Annotated in this window: 17 protein-coding genes; 9 read left to right on the top strand and 8 right to left on the bottom strand. The window is 71.7% G+C overall.

Going from position 1 to position 24006, the window contains the following annotated elements; translation table 11 throughout:
- Positions 1 to 91: 91 nt before the first annotated feature.
- From J7U37_RS06745 to J7U37_RS06780, 8 genes are all read right to left on the bottom strand, one after another.
- On the bottom strand, positions 92 to 1603 hold the full coding sequence (locus J7U37_RS06745) for a lipopolysaccharide biosynthesis protein (protein WP_056187725.1): 1512 nt from the start codon (positions 1601 to 1603) through the stop codon (positions 92 to 94).
- Positions 1600 to 2976 (bottom strand): glycosyltransferase family 4 protein, encoded by a 1377-nt coding sequence (locus tag J7U37_RS06750; protein ID WP_247635219.1) that lies wholly within the window; start codon positions 2974 to 2976, stop codon positions 1600 to 1602. Before J7U37_RS06750 ends, J7U37_RS06745 begins: the two co-directional genes overlap by 4 nt.
- A complete protein-coding gene (locus J7U37_RS06755) occupies positions 2973 to 4232 on the bottom strand; it encodes a glycosyltransferase family 4 protein (protein ID WP_247635220.1) in 1260 nt (419 codons plus the stop codon). Before J7U37_RS06755 ends, J7U37_RS06750 begins: the two co-directional genes overlap by 4 nt.
- Positions 4213 to 5571 (bottom strand): glycosyltransferase family 1 protein, encoded by a 1359-nt coding sequence (locus J7U37_RS06760; RefSeq protein ID WP_247635221.1) that lies wholly within the window; start codon positions 5569 to 5571, stop codon positions 4213 to 4215. The genes J7U37_RS06755 and J7U37_RS06760 overlap by 20 nt, the downstream gene beginning before the upstream one ends.
- A 48-nt stretch (positions 5572 to 5619) precedes the next feature.
- The gene (locus J7U37_RS06765) at positions 5620 to 6726 is read right to left on the bottom strand and encodes a glycosyltransferase family 4 protein (RefSeq protein ID WP_056486187.1); all 1107 of its coding nucleotides are present in this window, start codon (positions 6724 to 6726) and stop codon (positions 5620 to 5622) included.
- A gap of 110 nt (positions 6727 to 6836) precedes the next feature.
- Positions 6837 to 9038 carry a polysaccharide biosynthesis tyrosine autokinase gene (locus tag J7U37_RS06770; RefSeq protein WP_247635222.1) on the bottom strand — a complete coding sequence of 734 codons (2202 nt, stop codon included), beginning with the start codon at positions 9036 to 9038 and terminating at the stop codon, positions 6837 to 6839.
- A 12-nt stretch (positions 9039 to 9050) separates the two neighbouring features.
- Positions 9051 to 10217 carry a glycosyltransferase gene (locus J7U37_RS06775; RefSeq protein WP_247635223.1) on the bottom strand — a complete coding sequence of 389 codons (1167 nt, stop codon included), beginning with the start codon at positions 10215 to 10217 and terminating at the stop codon, positions 9051 to 9053.
- A 235-nt stretch (positions 10218 to 10452) separates the two neighbouring features.
- Entirely contained in the window at positions 10453 to 11541 is a 1089-nt protein-coding gene (locus tag J7U37_RS06780) for an acyltransferase (RefSeq protein WP_056485743.1), read from the bottom strand.
- A gap of 416 nt (positions 11542 to 11957) precedes the next feature.
- On the opposite strand from J7U37_RS06780, the gene J7U37_RS06785 reads away from it, so the two are divergent.
- The 9 genes from J7U37_RS06785 to J7U37_RS06825 all read left to right on the top strand — a co-directional run bounded on the left by J7U37_RS06785 (position 11958) and on the right by J7U37_RS06825 (position 24004).
- Positions 11958 to 12212, top strand: coding sequence for an acyl carrier protein (locus J7U37_RS06785; protein WP_247635224.1), 255 nt, complete (start codon positions 11958 to 11960; stop codon positions 12210 to 12212).
- Positions 12209 to 13372 carry an acyl-CoA dehydrogenase family protein gene (locus tag J7U37_RS06790; RefSeq protein ID WP_247635225.1) on the top strand — a complete coding sequence of 388 codons (1164 nt, stop codon included), beginning with the start codon at positions 12209 to 12211 and terminating at the stop codon, positions 13370 to 13372. Before J7U37_RS06785 ends, J7U37_RS06790 begins: the two co-directional genes overlap by 4 nt.
- The gene (locus tag J7U37_RS06795; RefSeq protein WP_247635226.1) at positions 13372 to 14328 is read left to right on the top strand and encodes an amino acid--[acyl-carrier-protein] ligase; all 957 of its coding nucleotides are present in this window, start codon (positions 13372 to 13374) and stop codon (positions 14326 to 14328) included. Before J7U37_RS06790 ends, J7U37_RS06795 begins: the two co-directional genes overlap by 1 nt.
- Before the next feature lie 4 nt (positions 14329 to 14332).
- Positions 14333 to 15346, top strand: a complete 1014-nt coding sequence (locus tag J7U37_RS06800) for a DUF1839 family protein (RefSeq protein WP_247635227.1) — start codon at positions 14333 to 14335, stop codon at positions 15344 to 15346.
- Between the two features lie 12 nt (positions 15347 to 15358).
- Positions 15359 to 17815 carry a glycoside hydrolase family 2 protein gene (locus tag J7U37_RS06805; RefSeq protein WP_247635228.1) on the top strand — a complete coding sequence of 819 codons (2457 nt, stop codon included), beginning with the start codon at positions 15359 to 15361 and terminating at the stop codon, positions 17813 to 17815.
- Positions 17805 to 19667 carry an alpha/beta fold hydrolase gene (locus tag J7U37_RS06810; RefSeq protein ID WP_247635229.1) on the top strand — a complete coding sequence of 621 codons (1863 nt, stop codon included), beginning with the start codon at positions 17805 to 17807 and terminating at the stop codon, positions 19665 to 19667. The genes J7U37_RS06805 and J7U37_RS06810 overlap by 11 nt, the downstream gene beginning before the upstream one ends.
- Positions 19664 to 20959 carry a hypothetical protein gene (locus tag J7U37_RS06815; protein ID WP_247635230.1) on the top strand — a complete coding sequence of 432 codons (1296 nt, stop codon included), beginning with the start codon at positions 19664 to 19666 and terminating at the stop codon, positions 20957 to 20959. The genes J7U37_RS06810 and J7U37_RS06815 overlap by 4 nt, the downstream gene beginning before the upstream one ends.
- Before the next feature lie 345 nt (positions 20960 to 21304).
- Entirely contained in the window at positions 21305 to 22159 is an 855-nt protein-coding gene (locus J7U37_RS06820; protein ID WP_247635231.1) for a MipA/OmpV family protein, read from the top strand.
- A 561-nt stretch (positions 22160 to 22720) separates the two neighbouring features.
- The gene (locus tag J7U37_RS06825) at positions 22721 to 24004 is read left to right on the top strand and encodes an efflux RND transporter periplasmic adaptor subunit (RefSeq protein WP_247635232.1); all 1284 of its coding nucleotides are present in this window, start codon (positions 22721 to 22723) and stop codon (positions 24002 to 24004) included.
- Positions 24005 to 24006 lie beyond the last annotated feature (2 nt).

The raw sequence follows: 24006 nt of genomic DNA on the forward strand, positions 1-24006 counted from the left end.
CGCCGTCCGCCCGGACGGGCGCACCGGCGGCCTCCCGCCCATTCTGGCGCGCAAAGGTTTGCGAAGCGTGCAGGCGTCGGACCCGAGGCGGTCAGCCGGCCCGGCGGGCGAAGAACCCGAGGGCCGCGCGAACCGTCGGGCGCATGAACAGGAGGGCGAGCCCCCCGTAGGCGAGCATGCCTACCCCTACGCTGGCGAACAGGCCGAGGCGGTCGCCGAGGGCGTGGTGGATCGGGTCCTGGACCAGCAGCACCAGGCCCGCCATCGCGCCCGCGCAGGCCGTGGCGGGCATCAACACCCGGGCGAGGCGCCCGTTGCTCACCGGCACGAGGCGCCCGGCCCGGACCACGATAAGCGGCGAGAACAGGTAGGCCCGAGCCACGTGGCCGATGACCAGCGCCGTCAGCCCGAAGGGTCCCGTGAGGATCGCCGCCACGGCCCCGAGGCCGAACTGGGCGGCCGCGAGGGCCAGGGCGGTGCCGCTGTGACCGAGCGCCGTGAAGATCATCCACAGCAGGGAGGTGGCGACGAATTCCGGGGCCAGCAGCGACAGGATCCGCAGGACCGGCACCGCATCGTGCCACTGCTCGCCGAACAGGAACGGGATCAGCGTCGGGGCGACGGCGGCCATGCCGAAGAAGGCCGGCAGGGCCAGGAAGGCGGAGGTCCGGGTAAAGTCGTGGAAGGCGGCGGCGAGGTCGGCCGGACGATCCTGCAGGCGGGCATAGGTGGTGAGGCCCACCGCCGAGAGGGGGATGACGGCGACCTGGCTGACGAGGTCGATGCAGCGCCAGGCGAGGCGCAGATGCCCGACATCGGTGGTGGACAGGAAGTAGGCGGCGATCACCTCCTGGCTGCGGATCGAGAACATCAGCAGCAGGTTGGTGGAGAAGATGCGCGAGCCGAAGGCGATCTGGCTCCGGGCCGCCGCGAAATCCAGGCGCCGGGCCGGGAGCCAGGGCATCGCCGCCCAGGTCAGGAGCGTGGTCGCCGTGGTGGCGACGAGACGCTGAATCACGAGGCTCCAGACGCCGTAGCCGGACAGGGCCAGAGCCAGGGCGGCGCCCCCTCCGAGGAGGTTGGCGCCCAGGGCCCGCAGGGCGAGCTTGCGGAAGCCGAAGCTCCGCTGGAGGCGCGCCTCGTGGATCGCGCCCAGGGCCGAGAGCACGAAGCAGGCGGACAGCGCGGTGAGGGCGGGGCGCAGCTCCGGCAGGTCGAGCAGCCAGGCGATCGGCCACGACAGGCCGACGAGCGCCGCGGCATAGGCCACGCTGGAGGCGAGGGTCACCCAGAAGGCGGTGGCGGCGAAGTCCTCGTCGAGATCCGCCCTCTGGACCACCGCGTCGGGCAGGCCGCCCCGGGCCACGATCTGCAGGATGTCGATGAACACGGCCGCGACCGCGACGAGCCCGAATTCGGCGGGCTCGATGAGCCGGGCCAGCACCAGGAACACCCCGAAGCTGAGGACGACGTTGCCGACCGAGGCGAGCGCGACCCAGCGGGCCGCCGCGAAGGAGCGACCCGAGACGTCCGGTTCGTCGGCGAGTCCGAGTGCCGCCGGGGCGGTCGAAGCCTCGGCCGGAAGCAGGGCGGTGACGCTCACGCGCGCCCGGCCCGGCGCTCGGCCACGAGCTCGGCATAGAGGTCGAGGTACTTCTCGGCGACGCGCTCGGAGGTGGATTCGCGGATGACGTGCTGGAAGCTGCGCTCGTCCGGCAGGCCGGCGCGGCCCCCGGCGATCACGGTGCGGAGGCGCGCGGCGAGGTCCGCGTCGTCACCCGGCGTGAACAGCCACGCGGCATTGTCCTCGCCGATCAGTTCCGGGATGCCACCGGAGGCCGCGCCGATCACGGGAACGCCCATCATGTAGGACTCGTAGATCGTCCGCGGCGAGGGCTCGGCCCAGAACGAGGGCACGACGAGCACGTCGATCTCGCTCAGGAAGTCGGCGGGCTTGGCCCAGCCCACGAAGTCGATCGGCAGGCCCTCGGCCTGCGCCTTGAAGCGCTCGATCGAGTCGTCCATCGCCTGACCGGCCACGAGGCAGCGCCAATCGCCCGGGCCGACCGCACGGAACGCATCGATCAGCGTCCCCACGCCCTTCTCGACGTTGATGCGGCCGAGATAGCCGAAGGTCATGGGGCGGCCGGTGCGATCGATCCGGCGCCGGGCCTCGGGGTCACCCCCCGGCACCGAGCAGGAATAGTAGATCACCCGGCGGCGCTCCGGCGCCAGGTGCCGGAACAGGCCGTGGTTCACGTGGGTCTTCAGGATCTCGGTCCCGACGCTCACCACGGCCCCCACCGCCCGGTTGGTGATCTGCTTGGTGGCATTCACCACCTTGCAGCCCAGGTGCCAGTGCGTGCACGGCTTGCCGTGCCGGAACATCGCGGCGTTGCCGCAGATCAGGTCGTACTCGCAGACGGTGTGGACGATCGGGATGCCGCGCTTGGCCGCCTCGCGCCAGACCAGGGTCGAGACGTCGAGGAGCGAGTGGGTGTTGACGAGGTCGGGCCGGAAATCGTCCAGGACGCGGCCGAACTCGGCCGCGACGGCGAAATTCCACTGCTGTTTGAGCTTCGCCCAGGTGCGCCCGACCCGCGTCGCCTTCGGCCAGTCTTCCAGCCAGAAATCGTTGTGGTGGGCCATCCGGTAGACGGTGACGCCGTTGCGCACCGATTTCGGCTCCGGCTCGCGGGCGATGCAGGCGGCCGCGACGGTGTGGCCGGCCGCCACCAGCTCCTCGGCGAGGTGCTCCACCGAGCGCTCGGCACCGCCCACGATGTAGGGCGGGTAGAGCGCGCTGAGATGCAGGATGCGCAGCGGCCCGGTGCGCGCGCGCGCGACGGCCTCCTCGTCCCGGGATACCGGCGATCCGGTCGGTGCGGCCTCCAGCGCGGCGCGGGCGAGGCCCGGGTCGGGTGCGATCACGGCGGGCGCGATCATGGCGGGAGCGATCGTTGCGAAACCAGTCATGGGCGGCACTCGTCGAGGTGCGGGGGTTCGGAGAGAGCCGCCGGCGAACGGCGATGGTGAGAGGCTGCGCCGCGTGTGCGAACGGCGGCGTAGAGATCGAGATAGGCGTCGACGACGGCGGCCGGATCGGTGCCCTGCCGGACGGCGCCGGCGCGGGACAGGCCCTCTGCCAGACGGTCCGGCTCGGCGATGACCCGCGCCATCGCGGCGGCCAGGGCCGGCGCATCGCCCGGAGGAACCAGCCAGGGACCGTCGCCGACCTGCTCGCCGATGCCGCCCACCGCGGTTCCGATCACCGGCACGGCGCGGCCATAGGCCTCCGCCACGGTCCGGCCGAACGCCTCCGGCCAGACCGGCGGCACCACCAGGCAGTCGATGGCGTCGAGGAACACATCCCGCTCGGCATAGCCGACAAAGGTTACCGGCAAGCCTTCGGCCAGGGCGCGGTAGCGGTCGAGCCCGTCGGCCGCGCGGCCCGCGATGACGAGGCGCCATCCCTGCGCCGGCAGGCGGCGGCAGGCCTCCAGCAGCACGTCGGTGCCCTTGGCGGGTTCGATGCGTCCGAGGCAGCCGAACACCACCGGTGCGCCGGGCCGGCGGGGCTGGCGCGTCGAGGGGCCGCCCGGGGCGATCGGGTTCCAGATCACCCGGCGGAGCGATTCCGGGACGTCCGCGAAGAAGCCAGCCGCACGGTGGCGGTCCAGGATGTCGGTGCCGACGGCCGCGACCGCCGTGACGGCCCGCTGGCACTGGCGGTGCGGCGCCGCGTAGAGCCGGCACTTCAGGTGCTGCCCGGCGCAGGCGCGTCCGTGCTTCACCATCGCGCCATTGGTGCACAGGCTGGTGAAGTCGTGGAGGGTGTGGACCACCGGTCGCCCGAGGCGCCGCAGCAGGGGCCAGACCGCCGGGGTGATCTCGGAGATCGAGTGGGTGTTCACCACGTCCGGCGCGAAGTCGCGGACCGCCGCCTCCATGTGCACCAGGGTGTACCGGTTCCACTGGGCGGCCAGCTTGTAGCGCAGGCGGTCGAGGCGCCCGCGCTGCGGCCAGTCCAGCCCATGGAAGGGCGTGCCGTACCCGATCCGGTACACGGTCACACCGTCCTGCACGGTCGGCGCCTCCCGGCGCCGCGAGACGCACGCCACCGCGACGGCGTGGCCGAGGCTGGCCTGGGTCCGGGCGAGGGTCTCCACCATCAATTCGGCGCCGCCGACCTGCTCGGGGGCGTAGAGGGAGCTAAGGTGCAGGATGCGCATCCGCGGCCTCCCCGGTGGGTGTCGGACGGACGGTTTCCCGCAGGGCCTCGAGCAGCACGGCCTCGTAGCGCCGGGCGGTCTCGGCCCAGTCGTACCGGCGGGCATTGGCATGGCCGCGCGCGATCAGGTCCACCCGCAGGCCGGGCTCGTGGAGCAGGCGGCGCAGGCCGGCCGCGAGGGCCGAGGCGTCGGCGGGATCGAAGGTGAGGGCCCCGGCGCCCGCGATCTCGGGCGTCGCCGAGCGGTCCGAGCACAGAACCGGGCAGCCGAGTTCCTGCGCCTCCAGCACCGGAAGACAGAACCCCTCCGCGAAGGAGGGCACGCACAGGCAGGCGGCGCCCCGGTAGAGGGCGGCGAGGCGGGCGTCGCCGATCCGCGACAGGCGGGTCAGGCGAACCGGGGTCCCCGCGAGGCCGGCCGCGAGAGTGTCGTCCGGGTCGTCGCCCACATGGACGATGGCGAGTTCGGGGTGGGTCGGGGCCAGCGCGGCGACCGCCCGCGCGAGGGTGGCGAAGTTCTTGTTGTGGGTGGCGTTGCCCACGGCCAGCACGTAGGGTCCGGGAGCGACCTCCGAAGGTACGGCGATCTCCGAAGGCATGGCGACCTCCGAAGGCATGGCGACCTCCGAAGGCATGGCGACCTCCGAAGGCATGGCGACCTCCGAAGGCATGGCGACCTCCGAAGGCATGGCGACCTCCGAAGGCATGGCGACCTCCGAAGGCATGGCGACCTCCGAAGGCATGGCGACCTCCGAAGGCATGGCGACCTCCGAAGGCATGGCGACCTCCGAAGGCCGGGTGGCCCCTCCGTCCCTGAGCATGGCGGCGGAGGGCACGGTCCGGGTCCGGCCGCGGAGCGCCGGATAGAACCGCTCCAGGCTGGTCCGGGTGGTGTCGGACACGGCGATCACCCGGGCGCTGTTGCCGAGGACCAGGCGGAAGATCAGGTTCGTGGTCAGCGCCTCGCGCAGCCCCGTGGAGTCCGGGATCGTGCGGAAGTAGAGGTCGTGCACGACGCTGACGCGCGCCCGGCCGCCGAAGGGGGCGCCGTAGGGGTCGGCGTTGAGCACCACATCGATGGCCTCTGCCCGGCACAGGGCCGGGACGGCGAAGGCCTGCCGCAGGACATCGAGCACCATGACGCGCGGGCGCGGGACGGTGACGACCTCGACCCGCTCGCGGATCGCTTCGGGAAGCTGGTCGCGGGTCCAGGGCGACCGCAGCACGATCGTGACCTGACCCCGGTCGAGCAGCCCGGCGATCACCCGGAAGGCGACCAGCGCCACCCCGGACGGACGGCCGCCATGCTGGCTCGGCATGTTGACGAGGACGCGGGGCATCGTGGCTCGGAGGCTCTGAGACGAGAGGGGAGGGGGATCGCCGCGTCGTCAGACGCGGGCGGCGACCTGGCGGATCAGCGTGGCGAGATCGTCCTGCATCCGGGCGGCCCCGTAGCGGGTGAGGGCTCGCTCGCGGGCCCGGCGGGTGCGCGCGGCGAGATCGTCGGGATGGGCCAGGATCGCCGTGAGGGCCGCGGCGATGCGGTCGGGCCGCCGTGGCGGAACCAGGGTGCCGAGGGTGCCGCCCTCGAGGATTTCCGCCGAGGCGCCCGCATCCGTGGCGACCACGGGCACGCCGGCCAGCATCGCCTCGACCAGGGTCCGCCCGAACGGTTCGGGATCGACCGACGGGTGGACGACCGCATCGACGGCCTGCATCAGGCGGGGTACGTCGTCGCGCTGCCCGAGGAACAACACCCGGTCGGTCACGCCGCGCGCCGCCGCCAACTCCCGAAGCCGCGCCGCGTAGGCATCCTCGCCGAACAGGGCCGAGCCGACCACCACGCAGCGCAGACCCGGCACCAGCGCCAGCGCCTCGATCACCACATCCTGCCCCTTCCAGTGCGCGAGGCGGCTGAACACCCCGATGAGAGGGCCGGACGGCAGCCCGAGTTCCGCCCGCAGATCCGCGGCGGGACGCGGGTCGAGGATCAGGTCGAGGCCGTTGGGTACCACCGTCACCCGGTCCCGCCGCCCGCCGGCCTGCACGAAGGCCTCGGCTGCGGCCCGCGAGGGGACGACCACGCGCGCCGCGCAGGCATTGGCGAGGCGGGCCTGGACCGCGCGCTGCGCCCGTCCGAAATGGGCGCCGTCGAGGATGTCGTGCAGGTGCCAGACCAGGGGACGGCCCACGAGCCGGGCGGGCAGCGCCGCGAGCAGGAAGGCCTTCTGCGAATTGGCGTAGACCACGTCGCAGGCCCGGGCGGCCCGGCCGAGTTCGAGGGCGAGTCCGGCGAGGCGCCCGAGCACCGGAAGCGCGCGCAAGGGCGAGACATCCCGGCGCAGGCGCGTGAGGTCTGCGCCCCGGCGGGCGAGGCGGATGGTCAGGCCGGCGTTCCGCAGGGCGTCGGCGAGAGGGCCGCCCTCGAACAGGAACGCCGTCGAACCGGCCCAGGGCCGGACCACGTCCCGCAGGACGAGTTCGGCGCCCGACATGGTGCCGGTGTGGCTCACGAACAGCACCCGGGGCCGGGTGGCCGCCACGCGGTCCGGCACGGTCGTGTCGGCGGCATCGTGGGCCGCCCCGGTGGAGAGCGCCCCGGCCATCAGGCGGCCCCCGCGCGGTGCGGCAGGGGAAGCGGCGCGGGCTCGTAGGTCGGCTGGCCGCCCGGCTTCACCATCGTCATGGCGATGCCCAGCACCGCACCGCCGGCCTCGCGCAGGCCGGTGACGGTCTCGATGGTGTCGGAGAGCTGCGAGCGGCCGTAGCGGGCGCAGCACAGCACGCCGTCGACGTGCCGGGCCAGCATGTAGGCGTCCATCAGCAGGCTGGTGGGTGGGCTGTCGAGGAGCACGAGGTCGTAGCGCCGGCTCCAGGCCAGGAGGCCGGCCATGCGGGGGTGCATCAGCAGTTCCGTCGAGTCCGGCGTCGGCAGCCCGGCCGGAATGACGTCGAAGCCGTCGCAGGAGACCACCGCCGCGGCCGGATCGGTCGTGCCGCGGAGCACCCCCACCAGACCGGGGCTGCGCCCGAGCCCGAGCGTCGCCTCGAAATTCGGCCGTCGCAGGTCGCACTCGATCACCAGCACGCGGCGGCCGCTCGCGGCGCTGAGGCCGGCGATCGCGAAGGTCGTGAAGGATTTGCCTTCCCGCGGCTTGGCCGAGGTCACCAGGACCGTGCGCGAGCCGTTGCCGCCTGCCAGGAACAGGTGGGCATGCAGGGTGCGCAGCACGTTCCGCATCGCCGGATGTCCCTGCGCCCGCTCCAGGGCCTCGGCCAGGGGCAATTCGCGTCGGCGGTCGGAGAGGCGGCCGACGAGGCCGCCCGGATCGAGGCAGGGCAGCTGCGCGAAGACGGGAGCGCCGGTGCCGGCCACGAGTTGCGCGGGGGTGCGGACCCGCCGGTCCGCGAAGTCCCGCAGCAGGGCGGCGGCGGCGGCCAGCACGGTCGCCAGCACGAAGCCGCCCGCCAGGAACGGCACGGGTTTCGGCGAGAACGCTTCCTGGGGGATCTCCGCGAGGCTGACCAGCCGGGTGCTGCCGGTCAGGATGCGCCGCTCGGTCTCCAGCTCGCTCGCCCGCTTCACGAGGTCGGCGTAGCGGGCGCGCTTGATCTCCGCGTTGCGGACCATGCCCTCGATCGAGGCCTCGTCGTCCATGGCGGCGGCGGCTTCGGACTTGGCGCTGTCCATCTGCGCGCGCAGCGCCTTGGCCAGGGTGTTCGAGGCCTCATAGGTCTTGCGCAGGCCGTCGGCGACGTTGGTCCGTTCGCGCTCGATCTGGTCGCGCAGGCTGTTGCGCTCGGTCTGGAGCGCCCGCACGGACGGATGGTTGGGGCCGAGCAGGGTGCTCTGGTTGGCGAGCTGAGCGCTGACCCCGCTCAACTGCTGCTTGAGGTCGCCGACCGCCCGGCTCGCAAGGACCGCGGGGGCGCTGTCGGAGCCGCGACGGCGGTCGGCCTCGATCTCCTTGAGGCGCGCGGCGGCATCCGCCTTGGACCCCTCGGCGGCGGCGAGCTGCTGGCTGATGCCGGTGAGGCGCTCGGCGCTGATCGGCCCGGTCGCGCCCTTCACAAGGCCCTTGCGGCGCCGAAAGGCCTGGATGCGCGCCTCGTCGTCGCGGATCGAGCTGTCGAGCTGCTTGATCTCGGTGAACAGCCAGTCGGTCGCGGCCTTGCGGCTCGAGGCCTGCGCATTGCGCTGGTCCTCCAGGAAGGCGTTGATCAGCGCATTGGCCATCGTCTGCGCCACCTCGGGCAGCGGCGACTTGTAGGCGACGGCGATGACGCGGGATCGGCCGGCGCTGCCGACGAGATAGCGCTTCTGCAGGTACTCGACGAGCGCATCCCGGTCTGTGCCGAGCTTGATGCAGGCGGCGTCCTTCTTGTCGGTGATCCGGTCGGGCCGCCCCCGGGTGACGGCCTGGCGGCACTCGGCCATCACGGCCTCGGCGAGGCCGTTGTCGGCGGCCAGGCGCATCAGGCGGGGGGACCGGAGCACCAGGATCTGGCTCTCGAGATCGGCGGGGTCGCCGAGCTTCTGGATCCAGGCCATGGACGCATTGTTGGCGCCCGGCTCGGGCTCGGCCACGATCACGGACCCGCTGGCGACGTATTGCGCGGGCGTCCGGATCAGGAGGGTCACGGCCAGCCCGAAGACCGCGATGAACACCGTCGCGAACAGGATGCGGCGGCGCCAGATCTTGAGGAGAGGCGCCAGGAGATGGCTGCCGCGCTCGCGTTCGGGCGCGGCGCGGCGGCTCCCGGAGGCCGGGACCCGATCGGGCAGGTCGAGGGTGAGGAGGGACATGCGCGCCTTCCCTCAGGATACGGCTTCGAGGCGGGGCAACGGACGCGGCGGCTCGCAGGCCGCCCGGTGCAGTGCCATCTGCTCGTCGACGAAGCGCGAGAACCGGAGCCGGAACACCTCGGCGGAGAAGGGCTCGGCCTGGGCCCGGCAGGCCTCGCGGGTGAAGCCGCTCTCCTGCCGGATGAACTCGCGGATGCAGGCCGCGATGGCCTCGGGTTCCGGCGTCTCGAAGAACAGGCCGGTGCGGTGCGGCCCATGCGGCTGGACGGTCTCGCGCACGCCGCCGCGACCGAGCGCCAGCACGGGCGTGCCCTCCGACTGGGCCTCCACCACGATAATCCCGAAATCTTCCTCCGCCGCGAACACGAAGGCCCGGGCCGTGGCCATGAGGTGGCGCAGATCCGCGTCGGGCACGAAGCCCGTGAAGGAGACGTTCGGGGTGGCGATCGCGCGCAGCCGCTCGCCCTCGGGGCCGGTGCCCGCCACCACCAGGTTCAGGTCGGGAAGCTGCGCGAAGGCGCGCACGACGGCCTCGACGTTCTTGTAGGCGACGAGCCGGCTCGCCACCAGGAAGTGGTTCGCGCGCGCCACGTCCCCCCGCTGGCTCGACAGCGTGACGGGCGGGTGGATCACCTCGGCCGTGCGCCCATACACCTTGTGGATGCGCCGTGCCACGAACGCCGAATTGGCCACGATCGCGTTCGGTCCGGCCGCCGTCCTGTAGTCCCACAGCCGCATCCAGTGCAGGATCAGGCGGGCGACCAAGCCCTTCACGCCCTGCGCGCAGCCGCTCTCCCGCAGGTAGGTGTGCTGCATGTCCCAGGCGTAGCGCATGGGCGAGTGGACGTAGGAGACGTGGAGCTGGTCGGGGCCGGTGAGCACGCCCTTGGCGACCGCGTAGCTGCTCGAGACGATGAGGTCGTATGCCGACAGGTCGAACTGCTCGATGGCAATCGGCATGAGGGGCAGGTAGTGCCGATGACGGCTGCGCGCGAAGGGCATGCCCTGGAGGAAGCTGGTCCGCGCATCCCTGTACCCGAGCTGCGCCTTGTCCCGCTCGGACAGAAAGTCGAACAGCGTATAGACATCCGCCTGTGGATAGATCTTCAGCAGTTGCCGAAGCACCTGCTCGGCGCCGCCGACAACATAGAGCCAGTCGTGAACGATCGCGACACGCATCCGCACCATCCTCGCCGGCCCGCCGGTCGTTCGAACAGACTCCCTGCCGGTTGCCGTCAGGCCAGCCATATCAATCCGCGATCCTTCAATTCAGGTGTACTACGGTCGCCGCCGGTAAAGAAGCGGTATCTGGCGCGCTCCAAGTTGCGACAAAGTCGTGGCTGGAGGGCTTTATTGAAGAAATTGCGGTCATCATTTACCGGTGGTTAAGGCTGTCGCTGCGGAGCCGCGCCTTTCACGGTGTCACCGCTCCGGTCAGTGGTGCGGATCGGGGCCGCCGGTCGAGCCGGCGTCGAAGCGCGGCGCCCATGGGGGCTTCGACGCATCGAAACAGCCATTCCCCGAGGGCGACCGACGCGCCGAAGGCGATGACGAAGACCAGGACGACGCGGAGCGCTCCGGGCGCGACCAGCACGGCCGCCACCTTCGCGGCGCTGTGCAGCATCAGGTTGTGGATGAGGTAGAACGCATAGCTGGCATTGCCCTGTGACAGCAGCCAGCGCGAGCGCAGCACCACGCCGCCCCGCTCCAGCAGCACCACGGCGCCGACCGCCAGCAACGCGGCCGTTCCCCAGACCAGCGGCCGGGCGAAGCCCGTCATCTCCAGATCCGCACCGCGCGCGGCGGCCAGCGCCTGGGCGCCGAGGACGAGGGCGGCCGCGGCAACGAGGGCCGTGCCGGCCAGCCGCCGGACGGGAAAGCCCGCGGGCGGCTGGCCGAGGCGTAGATAGACGTAGCCGAGGCCCGCCCCCGCGGCAAATTCCAGCACGATGGGCTTCGTGTAATAGGCCCAGTACAGGCCCGGCACCGGCGCGAGGCTGAGAAGGGCGAGTCCGAGGAAGCCGGCGACCAGCCCGATCAGACGGGCCTTGAGCGAGGCGACAAGCAGGAGTCCGGCGAAGCCGGCATAGAAGAACATCTCGTAATTGAGCGTCCACCCCACCGAGTTCAGCGGCTCGACGTAGCCGTTCCGGGAGAACGGAAGGAACAGCAGGGACTGCACGACGTAGTCGGGCCGGAGCGCGACGATCCCGATCGGCTTCAGGCCGGCCAGGACGATCAGCACCAGCGCGAGGGTGACGAGCCAGTAGACCGGAACGACCCGGATGGCCCGGCGCAGCAGGAAGGACCCGGGCGTCTCGCCGCCCCCGGCCGTGCTCACGAACATGATGAAGCCCGACAGGACGAAGAACACGTCCACCCCGACGGCCCCGAAGGCGAGGGCGTCCGGTCGTGGCAGGATCGGGGCCGCGTACAGGCCGAAATGGGTCAGGAAGACCAGGTAGGCGGCCAGGGCACGCAGAATCTGCAGGTTGTAGATCATGTCTCGCCGCCGGACCGCGTGCGGTCGTCCACCCGGCAGGGGCGGCACGCAGCCAGCGCCTGTCCTGTCGAATGAAGCCCCGCGGCGCCTCCGAAGTCACGAACTTTCGCGGGTTATCCTGAATCGTGCCGATCTTCCGCGGACAGGATCAGAGTTTATTCATCGCTGGGATGTCTCGATCTTGTCTTGCGCCCATCCTTCGCGAACGCACGGCAACGCTTGCCCGTGTCTGGAGATGGCGGAAATGCGGAGCCTGTTCAATGTCGCGGATTCGAGCGAGGGGATGTTTGCCGCGCTAGTCCACCTGTCGACGCACCAGGAGCCAAGAATAGCGGGTTTACCAATTAATCTTTAGTCGTTTGACAATCTCGATTGCTGATCAATACATGGACCTCCTTCGGGAATGGAGCGGTGCCTTGGTTACCTCAGACGATATTCGGACGATTCTCGGTTCGAACGAGGCGCTCGCCCCCGTTGCGCAGCAGATCTCCGAGGACGACAGTCTGTTCGACCGCGGTCTCGATTCGTTCGGCTCTGTGCAGCTGATGCTCGCCCTCGAGGAGCGCTTCGGCATCGAGTTCCCGGACGAGTTCCTGACCCGCCGGTCCTTCTCCACGATCCGGGCGATCCGCGAGACCGTGTCCGCGGTGCTGCAGTCGGTCGCGGCGTGAACGCCCTGGCCCAGCGTGCCCAGCGCGCGGCGGCCGTGGCGGCCCAACACGCCGACGTGGTCGACCGCGAGGGCCGCTTTCCGGCCGAGGCGGTCGCGGCGCTGAAGGCGGAACGGCTGCTGGGCCTTCAGATCCCGAGCCAGTTCGAGGGCGAGGGCGCCGGTCTGCGCCAGGTGGCGGTGGTCTGCAGCACCCTCGGCCAGGCCTGCAGCAACGCCGCGATGGTGTTCGCCATGCATCACATCAAGGTCGCGAGCCTCGTGGCCCACGGGCTCGACAGCGCCTGGCACTGCCAGCTCATGGAGCGGATCGCTCGCGAGCAGCTGCTCGTGGCCTCCTCGACCACCGAGGCCGGCATCGGCGGCGACCTGCGCACCAGCTTCTGCGCCGTGGAGGCGGAGGACGGCGTGTTCTCCCTCGGCAAGGATGCGTCCGTCATCTCCTATGGCCGGCAGGCCGATCTCATCCTTGCCACCGCCCGGCGCCATCCGGACGCGGCGGGCTCCGATCAGGTGCTGGTGGCCCTCCTCGCCGACCAGATCTTCCTGGAGCGCACGAGCGTGTGGGACACTCTCGGGATGCGCGGCACCTGCAGCGACGGCTTTCGCCTGGAGGCCCGGGGCCTCCCGGTCGCGCAGATCCTGCCGAAGCCCTTCGCCGAAATCGCCGCCCAGTCGATGCTGGCCGCCTCGCATCTCCTGTGGAGCAGCGTCTGGTTCGGCATCGCGAATGCGGCCGTCGATCGCGCCCGCGCCTTCGTGCAGGGAGAGGCCCGGCGCCAGCCCGGACAGGTCCCGCCCACGGCCCTGCGCCTCGCCGAGGTCTCAAATACGCTCCAGGCCCTGCGGAGCGCCATCGTCGCCGCCCTGGTCCGTTACGAGGACGTACAGGGCGATGCCGACGCGATCGGCTCCATCGGTTTCGCGGTCATGCTCAACAACTTGAAGACCACCGCGTCCGAGATGGCCGTCGACATCGTGCAGCGTGCCCTCGCGATCGTCGGCCTCGCTGGATACAAGAACAGCACGCCTTTCAGTCTCGGCCGGCCCCTGCGCGACGTCCTGTCGGCACCGCTGATGATCGGGAACGACCGCATCCTCGCCAACACCGCCAAGCTCCTGCTCGTGCAGAAGGGTGGCGGACAGCTCATGAGCGCGTGATGGAATCGACCTTCTCACTTCCCGCCGACACCATCGCCGACGATGCGGGGACCGACGCGCCGAGCTTTCTCGACCGCCTGTTCAACCAGGGCCTCCTGGTCCGCACCGGCGTCGAGGGCCTCTACGGCCGCAGCGGCGACTTCGAGAGCGTGGTGGATGCCCTGGAGCGCCTGATCACCCGCCTCGGCGCGGCGGATGGGGCCGAGGTGATGCGCTTTCCTCCCGCCATGAGCCGGCCCGCCTTCGAGCGCAGCGGCTACCTGAAGGGCTTCCCGAACCTTGCCGGCACGGTGCACAGCTTCTGCGGCAACGAGGCGGAGCACGCCGAGCTTCTGGCCTGCGTCGAGGCCCGGAACGACTGGACCGGCCAGCAGCGGGCGACCGATATCGTCCTCACCCCGGCGGCCTGCTACCCGCTCTATCCCGCCGCTGCTGCGCGAGGCCCCCTGCCCGCCGGGGGCGGCCTGTTCGACCTGCAATCCTACTGTTTCCGGCGCGAGCCGAGCCTCGAGCCGACCCGGATGCAGCTGTTCCGGATGCGCGAATACGTCCGCATGGGCAGCCCCGAGCAGGTGCTGGCCTTCCGCGAATCCTGGCTCGCCCGCGGCACCGAGATGATCCGCAGCCTCGCCCTGCCGCTGGCGATCGATGTCGCCAACGATCCGTTCTTCGGCCGCGCCGGGCGCATGCTCGCCAACAACCAGCGCCAGCAGAACCTGAAGTTCGAGCTGAACGTGCCGGTCAACAGCGTCGAGAAGCCGACCGCCTGCCTCAGCTTCAACTACCACCAGGATCATTTCGGCACGACTTGGGACCTGCGCCAGGCCGATGGCAGCGTGGCCCACACCGCCTGCGTCGGCTTCGGCCTGGAGCGGATCACCCTCGCCCTCCTGCGCCATCACGGCCTGGACCTCGCCGCCTGGCCGGATTCCGTGCGCGCCACCCTGTGGGGCTGATCCGGTGACTGCCGCTCTCGCCCGGACGTCGCCCGTGCCCGGCGCCGACCAGCCCCATGCGCCGCACCCGCTCCACGGGGCCGACCGCAACTGGCCGGAGACGAATTGCTACGTCGACCTCTGGATCGAACTCCTGCACGGGCGCGGCCTCGTGCCGGAGGCGATGCTGGGCTTCACCCTGCGGCAGGATTTCGAGGGCGACCAGTTCACCTTCTTCAAGCCGCCCGCCGCCGACCTTGAGCGGCTCTACGGACTGGAGGTGCTGGAACTCGCGGTCTACGACGGCCTCGAGACGCATGCCCGGGCGCTGGCCGCCCGCGGACGGCCGGTGCTGGTGGAGGTCGATGCGATCCACCTGCCGGACACCCACGGCACCACCTATGGCCGGGACCACGGCAAGACCACGATCGGCATCCTGGCCCTCGATCCCGAGGCCCGGGAACTCGACTATCTCCACAATGCCGGCCGGTTCCGGCTCTCGGGCGACGATTACCGGGGCATCTTCGGTCCCGCGGTGCTGCCGCCCTACGCCGAATTCGTGAAGGCGGTCGCCAAGCCCCTGGGCGCGGCCGATCTCCCGGGCGCCGCCCTCGACCTCCTCAAGCGCCATCGCGCCCGGGCACCGGAGCGGAACCCGGTCGTGGCCTTCCGTGACACCCTCGCGGCGACGGCGCCTGCCCTGGTGACCCGCCCGCTCGCCGTCTTCCACGCCTACGCCTTCAACACCACACGCCAGCTCGGGGCGAATTTCGAGCTGCTGGCGAGCCATCTCGCCTGGCTCGACGGCACCGGGCTCGCCGGCACCGGGCTCGAGGGAATGGGGCGCGGTCTCTTCGGTCCCGCATCCGAGGCCGCCCATCGGCTCGGCGCCGAAGCGAAAGCCTTCCAGTTCCAGCTCGCCCGGGCTTTCCACCGGCGTAGCGCCGACGGGCTGACCCCGCGCCTCGACCGGCTCGCCGCCACCTACGCGGACGTGTTCGATGCCCTCGACCGCGCCCTCGACCGCGTTCCCGGCTGAGCGAGGCGGATCGTGGCTCGTCTTCGTTCGATCGGGGGGGTGGCGCCGCGGGCGGTAGCCGGCCCCTGGCGCCTCGCCCTGACGCCGCCCGGCGCCTGCGCCGGACCGGGCGACTTGGTGGAACGGGCGACCGACTGGATTCCGGCTCCCGTCCCCGGCACCGTTGCGGCCGCCCTGCGCGACGCCGGGCGCTGGTCGGAGGCTGCGCCGACGCCGATCCACGATCGCGACGCGTGGTATCGGACCAGCCTGCGCGAGACCGGTCCTGTGCGCTTGCGCTTCGAGGGTCTGGCGACCCTGGCCGAAATCTGGCTCGACGGCGTTCCGGTGCTGGTCACCCGCTCGATGTTCGAAGCCTACGTCATCGACGCCGATCTCCGTCCCGGAACCGATCTCGCCTCAGGAACGGATCTCGCGCTCTGCTTCCGGTCCCTGACGGCGCAGCTCGAACGGCCATCGAAGCGCGGCCGCTGGCGTCCCCGGATGGTCACTCCCGGCGCCCTGCGCCACGTGCGGACGAGCCTCCTGGGCTTCATGCCGGGCTGGTGCCCAGCGATCGATTGCGTCGGCCCCTATCGGCCCGTGACGGTGGAGCCGGCCCCGTCGCGGCTGGCAGAGGCCGATCTGAGGGCCTCCCTCGACGGCGCCACCGGGTCTCTCGCCGCACGGCTGCGCATCCCCGGCAGGGCCGCCTCCGTCACGCTCCGGTGCGACGGGCGGGAGGTCCACCTGACCGAGGCCGAACCCGGCCTGTTCGTTGGCACCCTGGAGCTTCCCGGCGTCGCGCCCTGGTGGCCGCACACCCACGGGACTCCCCATCTCCACCCGGTGACAGTGGATATCGACGGCATGCCCTTCGATCTTGGGCGGACCGGCTTTCGCACCCTGTCGCTGACCCGGCCCTTCGAGGCGGGGCTCGCACTCGCGGTCAATGGCGTGCCGATCTTCTGCCGGGGCGCCAACTGGATGCCGACGGATCTCGTCGGCCTCGGATCGGAGGAGGACGCCGCCCTCGTCGCCCTGGCCCGCGAGGCCGGCATGAACATGCTGCGCGTGTCCGGCACCACGCTGTACCCGTCGTCCGCGTTCTTCGATCACTGCGATGCCGCCGGCCTCCTGGTCTGGCAGGACCTGATGCTGGCGAACTTCGACTATCCCCACGACGATCCGGACTTCGCCGCGAGCCTCGCCCGCGAGGTGGCGGGATTTCTCGACCGCACGCAGCTCGCGCCGTCCCTCGCGGTGCTCTGCGGCGGCAGCGAGGTCTGGCAGCAGGCCGCCATGCTGGGCGCCCCGTGCAGCGTCTGGGCCGATGCCTTCTGTGCCGAGACCCTGCCGGCGCAGGTCGCCACGATGCGCCCCGACCTCTTGGTGGTGCCGAACTCGCCCTCGGGCGGCGACCTGCCGTTCTCGGTGAGCGCCGGCTGCACCCATTATTACGGCGTCGGCGCCTATCGCCGCCCCCTGGAGGATGCCCGCCGGGCCGAGCTGGGCTTCGCCACCGAGTGCCTCGCCTTCGCCAATCTTCCGGATCCCGAGACCCCGGGCGGGATGGACCCGTCCGACCCGGCCTGGGACGCGGGCATTCCCCGCGACCGGGGGGCCGACTGGGATTTCGAGCAGGTGCGCGACCATTATGTCGCCCTCCTCTACGGCGTCGATCCCGCGACCCTGCGCGCCACCGATCCGCAGCGCTACCTCGAACTCGGCCGGGCCGCCGTCGCGGAGGTGATGGAGGCCACCTTCGCCGAGTGGCGCCGGGCGCGCTCCCCCACCGCCGGCGGCCTCGTCTGGTTCCTGCGCGATCTCGGGCCGGGCACCGGCTGGGGCGTGATCGACCGGACCCAGGCCCCGAAATCCGGCTGGTACGCCCTGAAGCGCGCCTTTCGCCCGGTTCAGGTCACCCTGTCGGACGAAGGGCTGAACGGGCTCCATCTCCACGTCCACAACGAGACCGCCGAGGCGCTGACCCTCGGCCTGCGCCTGACCTTCGCGGATCGGACCGGCCGGGTCGCGGCGAAGGCCGAGCGCGCTGTCGCGATCGGCCCGCGGGCCTCGCTGACCCTGTCCTCCTCCGAGATGCTCGGCCGCTTCTTCGATGCCACCGACGCCTATCGCTTCGGGCCGCGCATCCACGATGTCGCCCAGGCCTGCCTGACCGACGCGAGCGGCACCGGCCTGGCCGAGAGCTTCCACTTCCCCGGCCCGCGACCGATCGCCCGCACCGCGATCGGCCTGCGCGTGGAGCCCGTCGCCGGGGCTCGCACGCCGACCCTGCGGATCACGACGGATCACCTCGCCCTCGGTGTGCGGGTGAAAAGTCCCGGGGCGCGGCCATGTGACAACGGTTTCCACCTCGCGCCCGGGACGGAGCGGTTCGTCACGTTTCCCGGCGCCCACCACCTCCCGCAGGGGGAGGTGTCGGCCCTCAACAGTCAGGACATCGCGAGGTTCGGTCATGGTGTCTGATGTTCGCTCCGGAATCACGGGCGGTGCCGCCCCCTCGGCCGCCCCCTCGTCCACTTCCTCCTCCGCTCTCTCGGCCACCACCCCGGTGACCTTCGGCGGCCTGTTCGGCTGGCTCCACCCGGCCGCGGGCCGGCGCGGCGTCGTGCTGTGCGGCGCGCACGGCTTCGAGCAACTGGCCGCCCACCGGCCCTGGCGGGCGCTGGCGGAAGGGCTCGCCGCGGCGGGCTGTCCGACCCTGCGCTTCGATTATCCGGGCGAGGGCGATTCCGGTGATGCCAGCGATGCCGGCGAGGTCCGGGTCGAGACGTGCGTCGCGGCGATCGGCCAAGCGGTCCGCTTCCTGCGCGAGGCGACCGGCGTCACGGAGGTCGTCCTGGTCGGCCTGCGGCTCGGGGCCAACCTCGCCGTCCTGGCGACCCAGGCGGAGCCGGTGGACCGGCTCGTCCTGCTGGCGCCGGCCGCCACGGGGCGGGCCTACCTGCGCGAGATGCGGCTGCGCGCCCGGACGGTCGGGGGCGTGGCGGAGGGGCCGGGTCCGGTCCAGACCCAGACCCAAGCTCAGGCCTCCGACAGCCTCAGCGTCGGCGGCTTTCGCCTGGGTCCGGCCTTCCTGGCCGACCTCCAGAACCTCGACGCCAGCGCCATCGTGCGTCCGCCGGCACCGCAGGTCCTGCTCCTGGCCTCCGAGACCAAGGCCCTGGCGGCCCGGCTGACCGCCCTCGGCAGCGAAGTCGAGGCGGGGCCGTTCCCCGGTCTGGCCGCGCTCATCGGGGACCCGATCTTCGCCGAAATCCCGGATGCGGCCTTCGCCCGCGTCACGGCCTTCGCTGCGGCGGGGATGACGCGCACCGAGCCGGCCGTTCCCCTGCGCCTCGCCCCGGCGCGCCTCGACGGCCCCGGCTGGACCGAGGCACCGGTGCGGTTCCGCCCGGACCTGTTCGGCATCCAGTGCTCGCCCCGACGGAGGGAGCCCGATGCGCCGACGGTGCTGTTCGTGTCCACCGGCATGACCGTGCATTCGGGCTGGGGCCGGCAGACCACGGATCTCGCCCGCTCGCTCGCGGCCGACGGTGTCCCGTCGCTCCGCTTCGACCTCGCGGGCATCGGCGACAGCGGCGACCGGCCGGACGCGCGCAAGCCGCCGTTCGCCCCGGACGGGTTCGAGGACATCCGCCGCGCCCTCGACGCAGTCGCCGAGACCGGCAGCCGCGTCGTGCTCGTCGGCAATTGCAGCGGCGCCTACGCGGCGTTCCAGGCCCTGTGCCGGGACGCGCGGGTCGATGGCGCCCTCCTGATCAACCTCTACTGCTTCGACTGGGACCCGGGCCAGGACGTCGACGCCGTGATCCGTCAGGTCTTCGGCAGCACCTCGACCTATGCGGCGCTGCTGACCCGGGGCGCGACCTGGCGGCGGCTCCTGAGTGGCCAGATCCGGGTCGGTGCGATCGGCGCGACGCTGGCCCGGCGCGGGCTCGCAACCGCCCTGCGCCGCCTTCGGCGCCTGGTGAAGCCCGTCTCCCCCGGCGGCTCAGCCGCCCGGCGGGTGGCCCGGCTGCGGCGCCGCGGCGCCACGATCCGCCTGATCTACAGCGCGGGCGATCCCGGGCTCGCCGCCCTGCGCCGCCATCTCGGCCGCTCCCCCGGACGGGCGGACCGCCGCCTCGGCGCACCGGTCACGATTGTTCCGGACATCGACCATAACCTCAGTTCGGCGGAGGCGCAGGCGCTGCTCGGACGGCATCTGCGCGAGGTCCTGCGGGCGGTCCAGGACGCGCCGCGACCGAACTCCGTGCCCGCCCCGCGCACCCTCGACCCGCGCGCCGTCGCCCGCGTTGTCCTGGGTCGGGCATGAGCGGCCTCACCCGCCGCGCGGCCCTCGTCCTGACGGCCGGGGCGCTCGCGGGCCGGGCGGAAGCCGAGACCGTGCCGACGCATCGCTGCGCGGATCTCGTCGACGCCATCGGGATCAACGTGCATTTCGGCCATGGCGGCACGCCCTATGTGGAGCGCTTCGCGGCCTGTGCGGCGGCCCTCGACGACCTCGGCGTGCGTCACCTGCGCGACGACATCGTGCTCGTCGGGTCGGAGCCGGCCGGGCAGTTCGCCCGCATCGCCACCCTCGCCCGCCGGGGCTATCGCTTCAGCCTCGTGTTCTACGACGGCCTCACCCCCGGCCCGCGGGTGCCACCGGAGCGGTTCGCCGAGATCGCCGGCTGGGCGGCGGACGGACTCGTCATCGCGGAGGGCGGCAACGAGCCGCCGGTGGCCGCCGGGCCGGGCCTCGCCCGCCTCTCCGCCGCGCATCAGGCGGCCCTGTTCCGCGCCGTGCGCGAGGACCGGCGCTTCCCCGCCGTGAAGGTCGCCGGGCCGAGCTACATCCAGGCCAACATCGCGGCCGCCGAGAACCTGTCCGGATCGGTCGACTTCGCCAACGTCCACGCCTATCCGGGGCTCGAGCATCCCGAGACCCGGGGCGCGGGCAGCCTCGCGGGTTTCCTCGCGGCCGTGCGGCCGGTCTTCGGCACCGCGCCCGTGATCGTCACCGAGAACGGCTACCACACGGCCCTGGCCACCCGCAGCGCCCACCTGCCGGTCTCGGAGGGCATCCGCGCCCGCTACCTGCCGCGTCTTCTTCTCTGGAGCTACCTGCAGGGCGTGCGGCGAACCTACCTCTACGAGCTGATCGCCTCCTTCGACCGGGGCGACACCGACCCGGAGAGCCGGTTCGGGCTCCTGAACCCCGATGGCACGCCGGGCGCCTCGTTCGTCGCCGTGCGCAGCCTGATCCGTCTGTTCGGCGGCCACGCTGCGGAAGCCGGCCCTGCCGCGGGAGGCGGCCCCGACCCGATCGGCGTCACCTTGCCCGAAACGGTGCCGGACCTCGTGACGGCCCGCTTCCACCGGGCGGACGGCGCCGTGCTGCTGCCGTTCTGGCTCGGGCTCGACGGCTGGGACCGGCAGGCCCGCGAGCCCCGTCCCGACATCCCGGCGCGGTCCGTGACTCTGCGCCTGTCCCGGCCGCCGCACGCGGCGCGGCTGCACCGCTTCGGCGACGACGGGTCCGTGAGCGTCAGCGTCCTGCCGCCGGCTCGACAGATCGCGCTGGCGGCTTCCGACCGGCTCGGCGTGCTGGAACTCCGGTAGCCTCGGCGCGAACCGCACCCTGCGGCGGATCGACGGGTTGCGGCCGCCCGGCGTGCGGGATCGTTCATCATTTCCGCCGGGATGTGCTGGGCTAGTCTGTGGAAGCGTGCCGCGGCAATTGACTTTCCCATCCCCTTGACCCCTTCGATGGGCTGGTGCGCCAACTCCATCAATAGATGGTTCGGTGCTCTCTTGATCGATGGTCCGGTCCTCCCGGCCACCATCACTCTCCCCCCTCACACGGCATGTTCGCCGGGTCCGATGACGCGCGGAACTGGGCTTGCGGGCTTGGGGGACCCGGCTTGCGAGACCCGGACTGGGGGGGCAGCTTTGGAAGGCAGCGGAATGATGATGGGCTCCGAGCGATCCTCCGGTGAAACGCAGGTGGCGCCCCCGGGCGGACGCAGGCGCCTCGCCATGGCGGCGATGATCCTGTCGGCCGCGGGAACCTGTCCGGGGGATGCGCGGGCCGACGATCTCGGGAGCCTGTTTGCGCCCGGCACCGTCTACACCATCGGCGCACTCGCCGGGACGGGGCCGCGCTTCCAGGGCTCGGACCGGACGTCGCTCTGGGGCTTGCCCTACCTGTCGTTCCGCCGGGCCGGGGAAGCGCCCGAATGGTGGTCGCCGGACGATGGCCTCGACGCCACCCTGGTCGAGGCGGGCGCCGTGCGGATGGGCCCGGTGATCGACCTGCGGGAGGGGCGTTCGGCGCGGGATGTCCACTTCACCCCGGGCCTGCCGACGGTGCCCCTCACGGTGGGGCTCGGCGTCTTCGGAGAGCTGTGGTTCGCGGACGAGACCCTGCGCCTGCGCGCCGAGGTGACCCAGGGCGTCCGCGCCCGTGACGGTATCCAGATCAAGCTCGCGGGCGACGCGATCGGCCGGTTCGGGCGCTTCACCCTGAGCGCGGGCCCGCGCCTTGTGCTGGCCGACGCCGCGTCCCAGCGCATTGATTTCGGCGTTTCGGGGCGCGCACCAGGTCTCGCATCCTACGATCCGAAGGGCGGCCTCCGCTCGGCCGGAATCGGGGGCGCCGTCGCGTATGACTGGTCGGAGGCTTGGCAGACCCTGGTCTATGCCCGTTACGACCGGCTGCTGTTCGACGCCGCCCGCAGTCCGATCGTCCAGCGCTTCGGGTCGGTCGATCACGTCTCGGTCGGAGTCGGCGCGACCTATTCCTTCCGGGCAACGCCCTGAATCATGCGTGCCGCGCCAACGGATTTCGAGCACGATTTCGAGAGTCGTGATGCAAGGATGCATCAACGCATGTTAATCGACCGGGAAGCGGTTTTTGCCGGGATTATTCCTGAACTTGTCTGGCAGATACCCTCCCGTCTGGGAGGCGTCACGTGAAACGCGCATGATTCGCCGGTGCGACCGGTCCGATCGACGGAGCCGGACTCCATCATGTCTCCGATCCCGGCTTCGACGACACGCGCCCCCCGGCAGCCATCCCGCTCGCGCACCGGCGACGGTCCTGCGGATGCCCGGATCGGTGGTGGGCGCCTCGAACCATGTCACGCAAATGGAGTGCGGACCCGCTATGGCGTCGCCCGGTGCGGCCGTGTCTCCGATTCCCGGTCCCATCTCGGACCTGGGGCTGGCCGGATTGCGGCTCCGCGCCGATCCGGGACGACGATCCGGGACGGTGACGCGCCCCCGACCTTCGCCTGACGCCTTCGTCCGGGGTGGCGTTCGCCTGATCCGCGATCGCTCCGGATGCCGCTCCACGACCAACCCGAAACGAAATTGCGCCTGATGACCAGGACACCCCGTGCGATCGCCAGGATCGTCATTCCCCTCGGGCTGCTGACCGGCGCCGTCGTGGCCGCCGGAATCTGGCCCGGCCCGACCCTGGGCTTCATCACCTGGGCCGGGGCCTCGATCCGGGCGCCCTTCGCCGCGCCAGATGCCCCGGCTGCGGATGTCGTCCGCACGCGGGCCGCGCCGGTGGCCCGTGTCTTCCGTCCCAGCCCGGCGCAGCGCGCTGCCCTCGGCATCGTGCCCGTGACGGTGCGGAGCTTCCGGCCCGAGGGCATGGCGGAGGGCCGCATCGCCCTCAACGACGACGAGAACGTGCCCGTCACCTCGCCGTATGCCGGACGGGTGACGAAGGTTCTGGTGCGGGCGGGCGACGAGGTGAAAGCGGGTGACGTCCTCCTCACCCTCGAGGCGACCGACATGCTCCAGGCCCAGAGCGACTACCAGGCCGCACTCAACACGATCGCCAAGGCGACTGCCCTGCTGAAGCTGGACCAGACCATCGCGGCCCGGCAGCAGGAGCTGTTCCAGGCCAGGGCGGTGGCCCTGAAGGACTATCAGGCGGCCCAGAACGACGTGATCGGGGCCCAGAGCGACCTGCGGACCGCCGAGGCCAGCCTGGATGCGGTGAAGAACCGCCTGCGCCTGCTCGGCAAGACCGATGCGGAGATCGCCGCCTACGAAAAGAAAGGCACCCTGAGTTCCGAGACCCAGATCCGGGCGCCGATCGCCGGCACCATCGTCCAGCGCAAGGTCGGGCTCGGGCAGTACCTGTCGAGTTCCAGCGACCCGGTCTTCGTCATCGGGGACCTCTCGACGGTGTGGCTGGTGGCCAACGTGCGCGAGAGCGAGATCCCCCGGGTCCGGATCGGCCAGGAGGTCGCGGCGACGGTGGCGGGCTTCGGAGACCGGGTCTTCAAGGCGCGGGTCGACTACCTGGCGGCCAGCCTAGATCCGGCGACCCGCCGCCTCGCCGTGCGCAGCCAGGTCGAGAATCCGGACCAGATCCTGAAGCCCGAGATGTTCGCCAGCTTCACCCTCTTCACCGGGCCGGAGCAGTCGACGCCGGCCGTGCCGACGGGCGCCATCGTCTACGAGGGCGCCCGCGCGCATGTCTGGGTCGCCCGGCCCGACGGCGCCATCGAGGCCCGCGACATCACCCTCGGCCTCACCGCCGGCGGCATGGCGCAGGTGACGGACGGGATCTCCGCCGGCGAGTCGATCGTCACCCGGGGTGCCGTGTTCATGGATCGGGCGACGAGCGGCGACAAGGCCTCCTGAGG

The sequence above is a fragment of the Methylobacterium sp. 37f genome (assembly GCF_023093475.1).
In the GTDB taxonomy this organism is placed as follows: domain Bacteria; phylum Pseudomonadota; class Alphaproteobacteria; order Rhizobiales; family Beijerinckiaceae; genus Methylobacterium.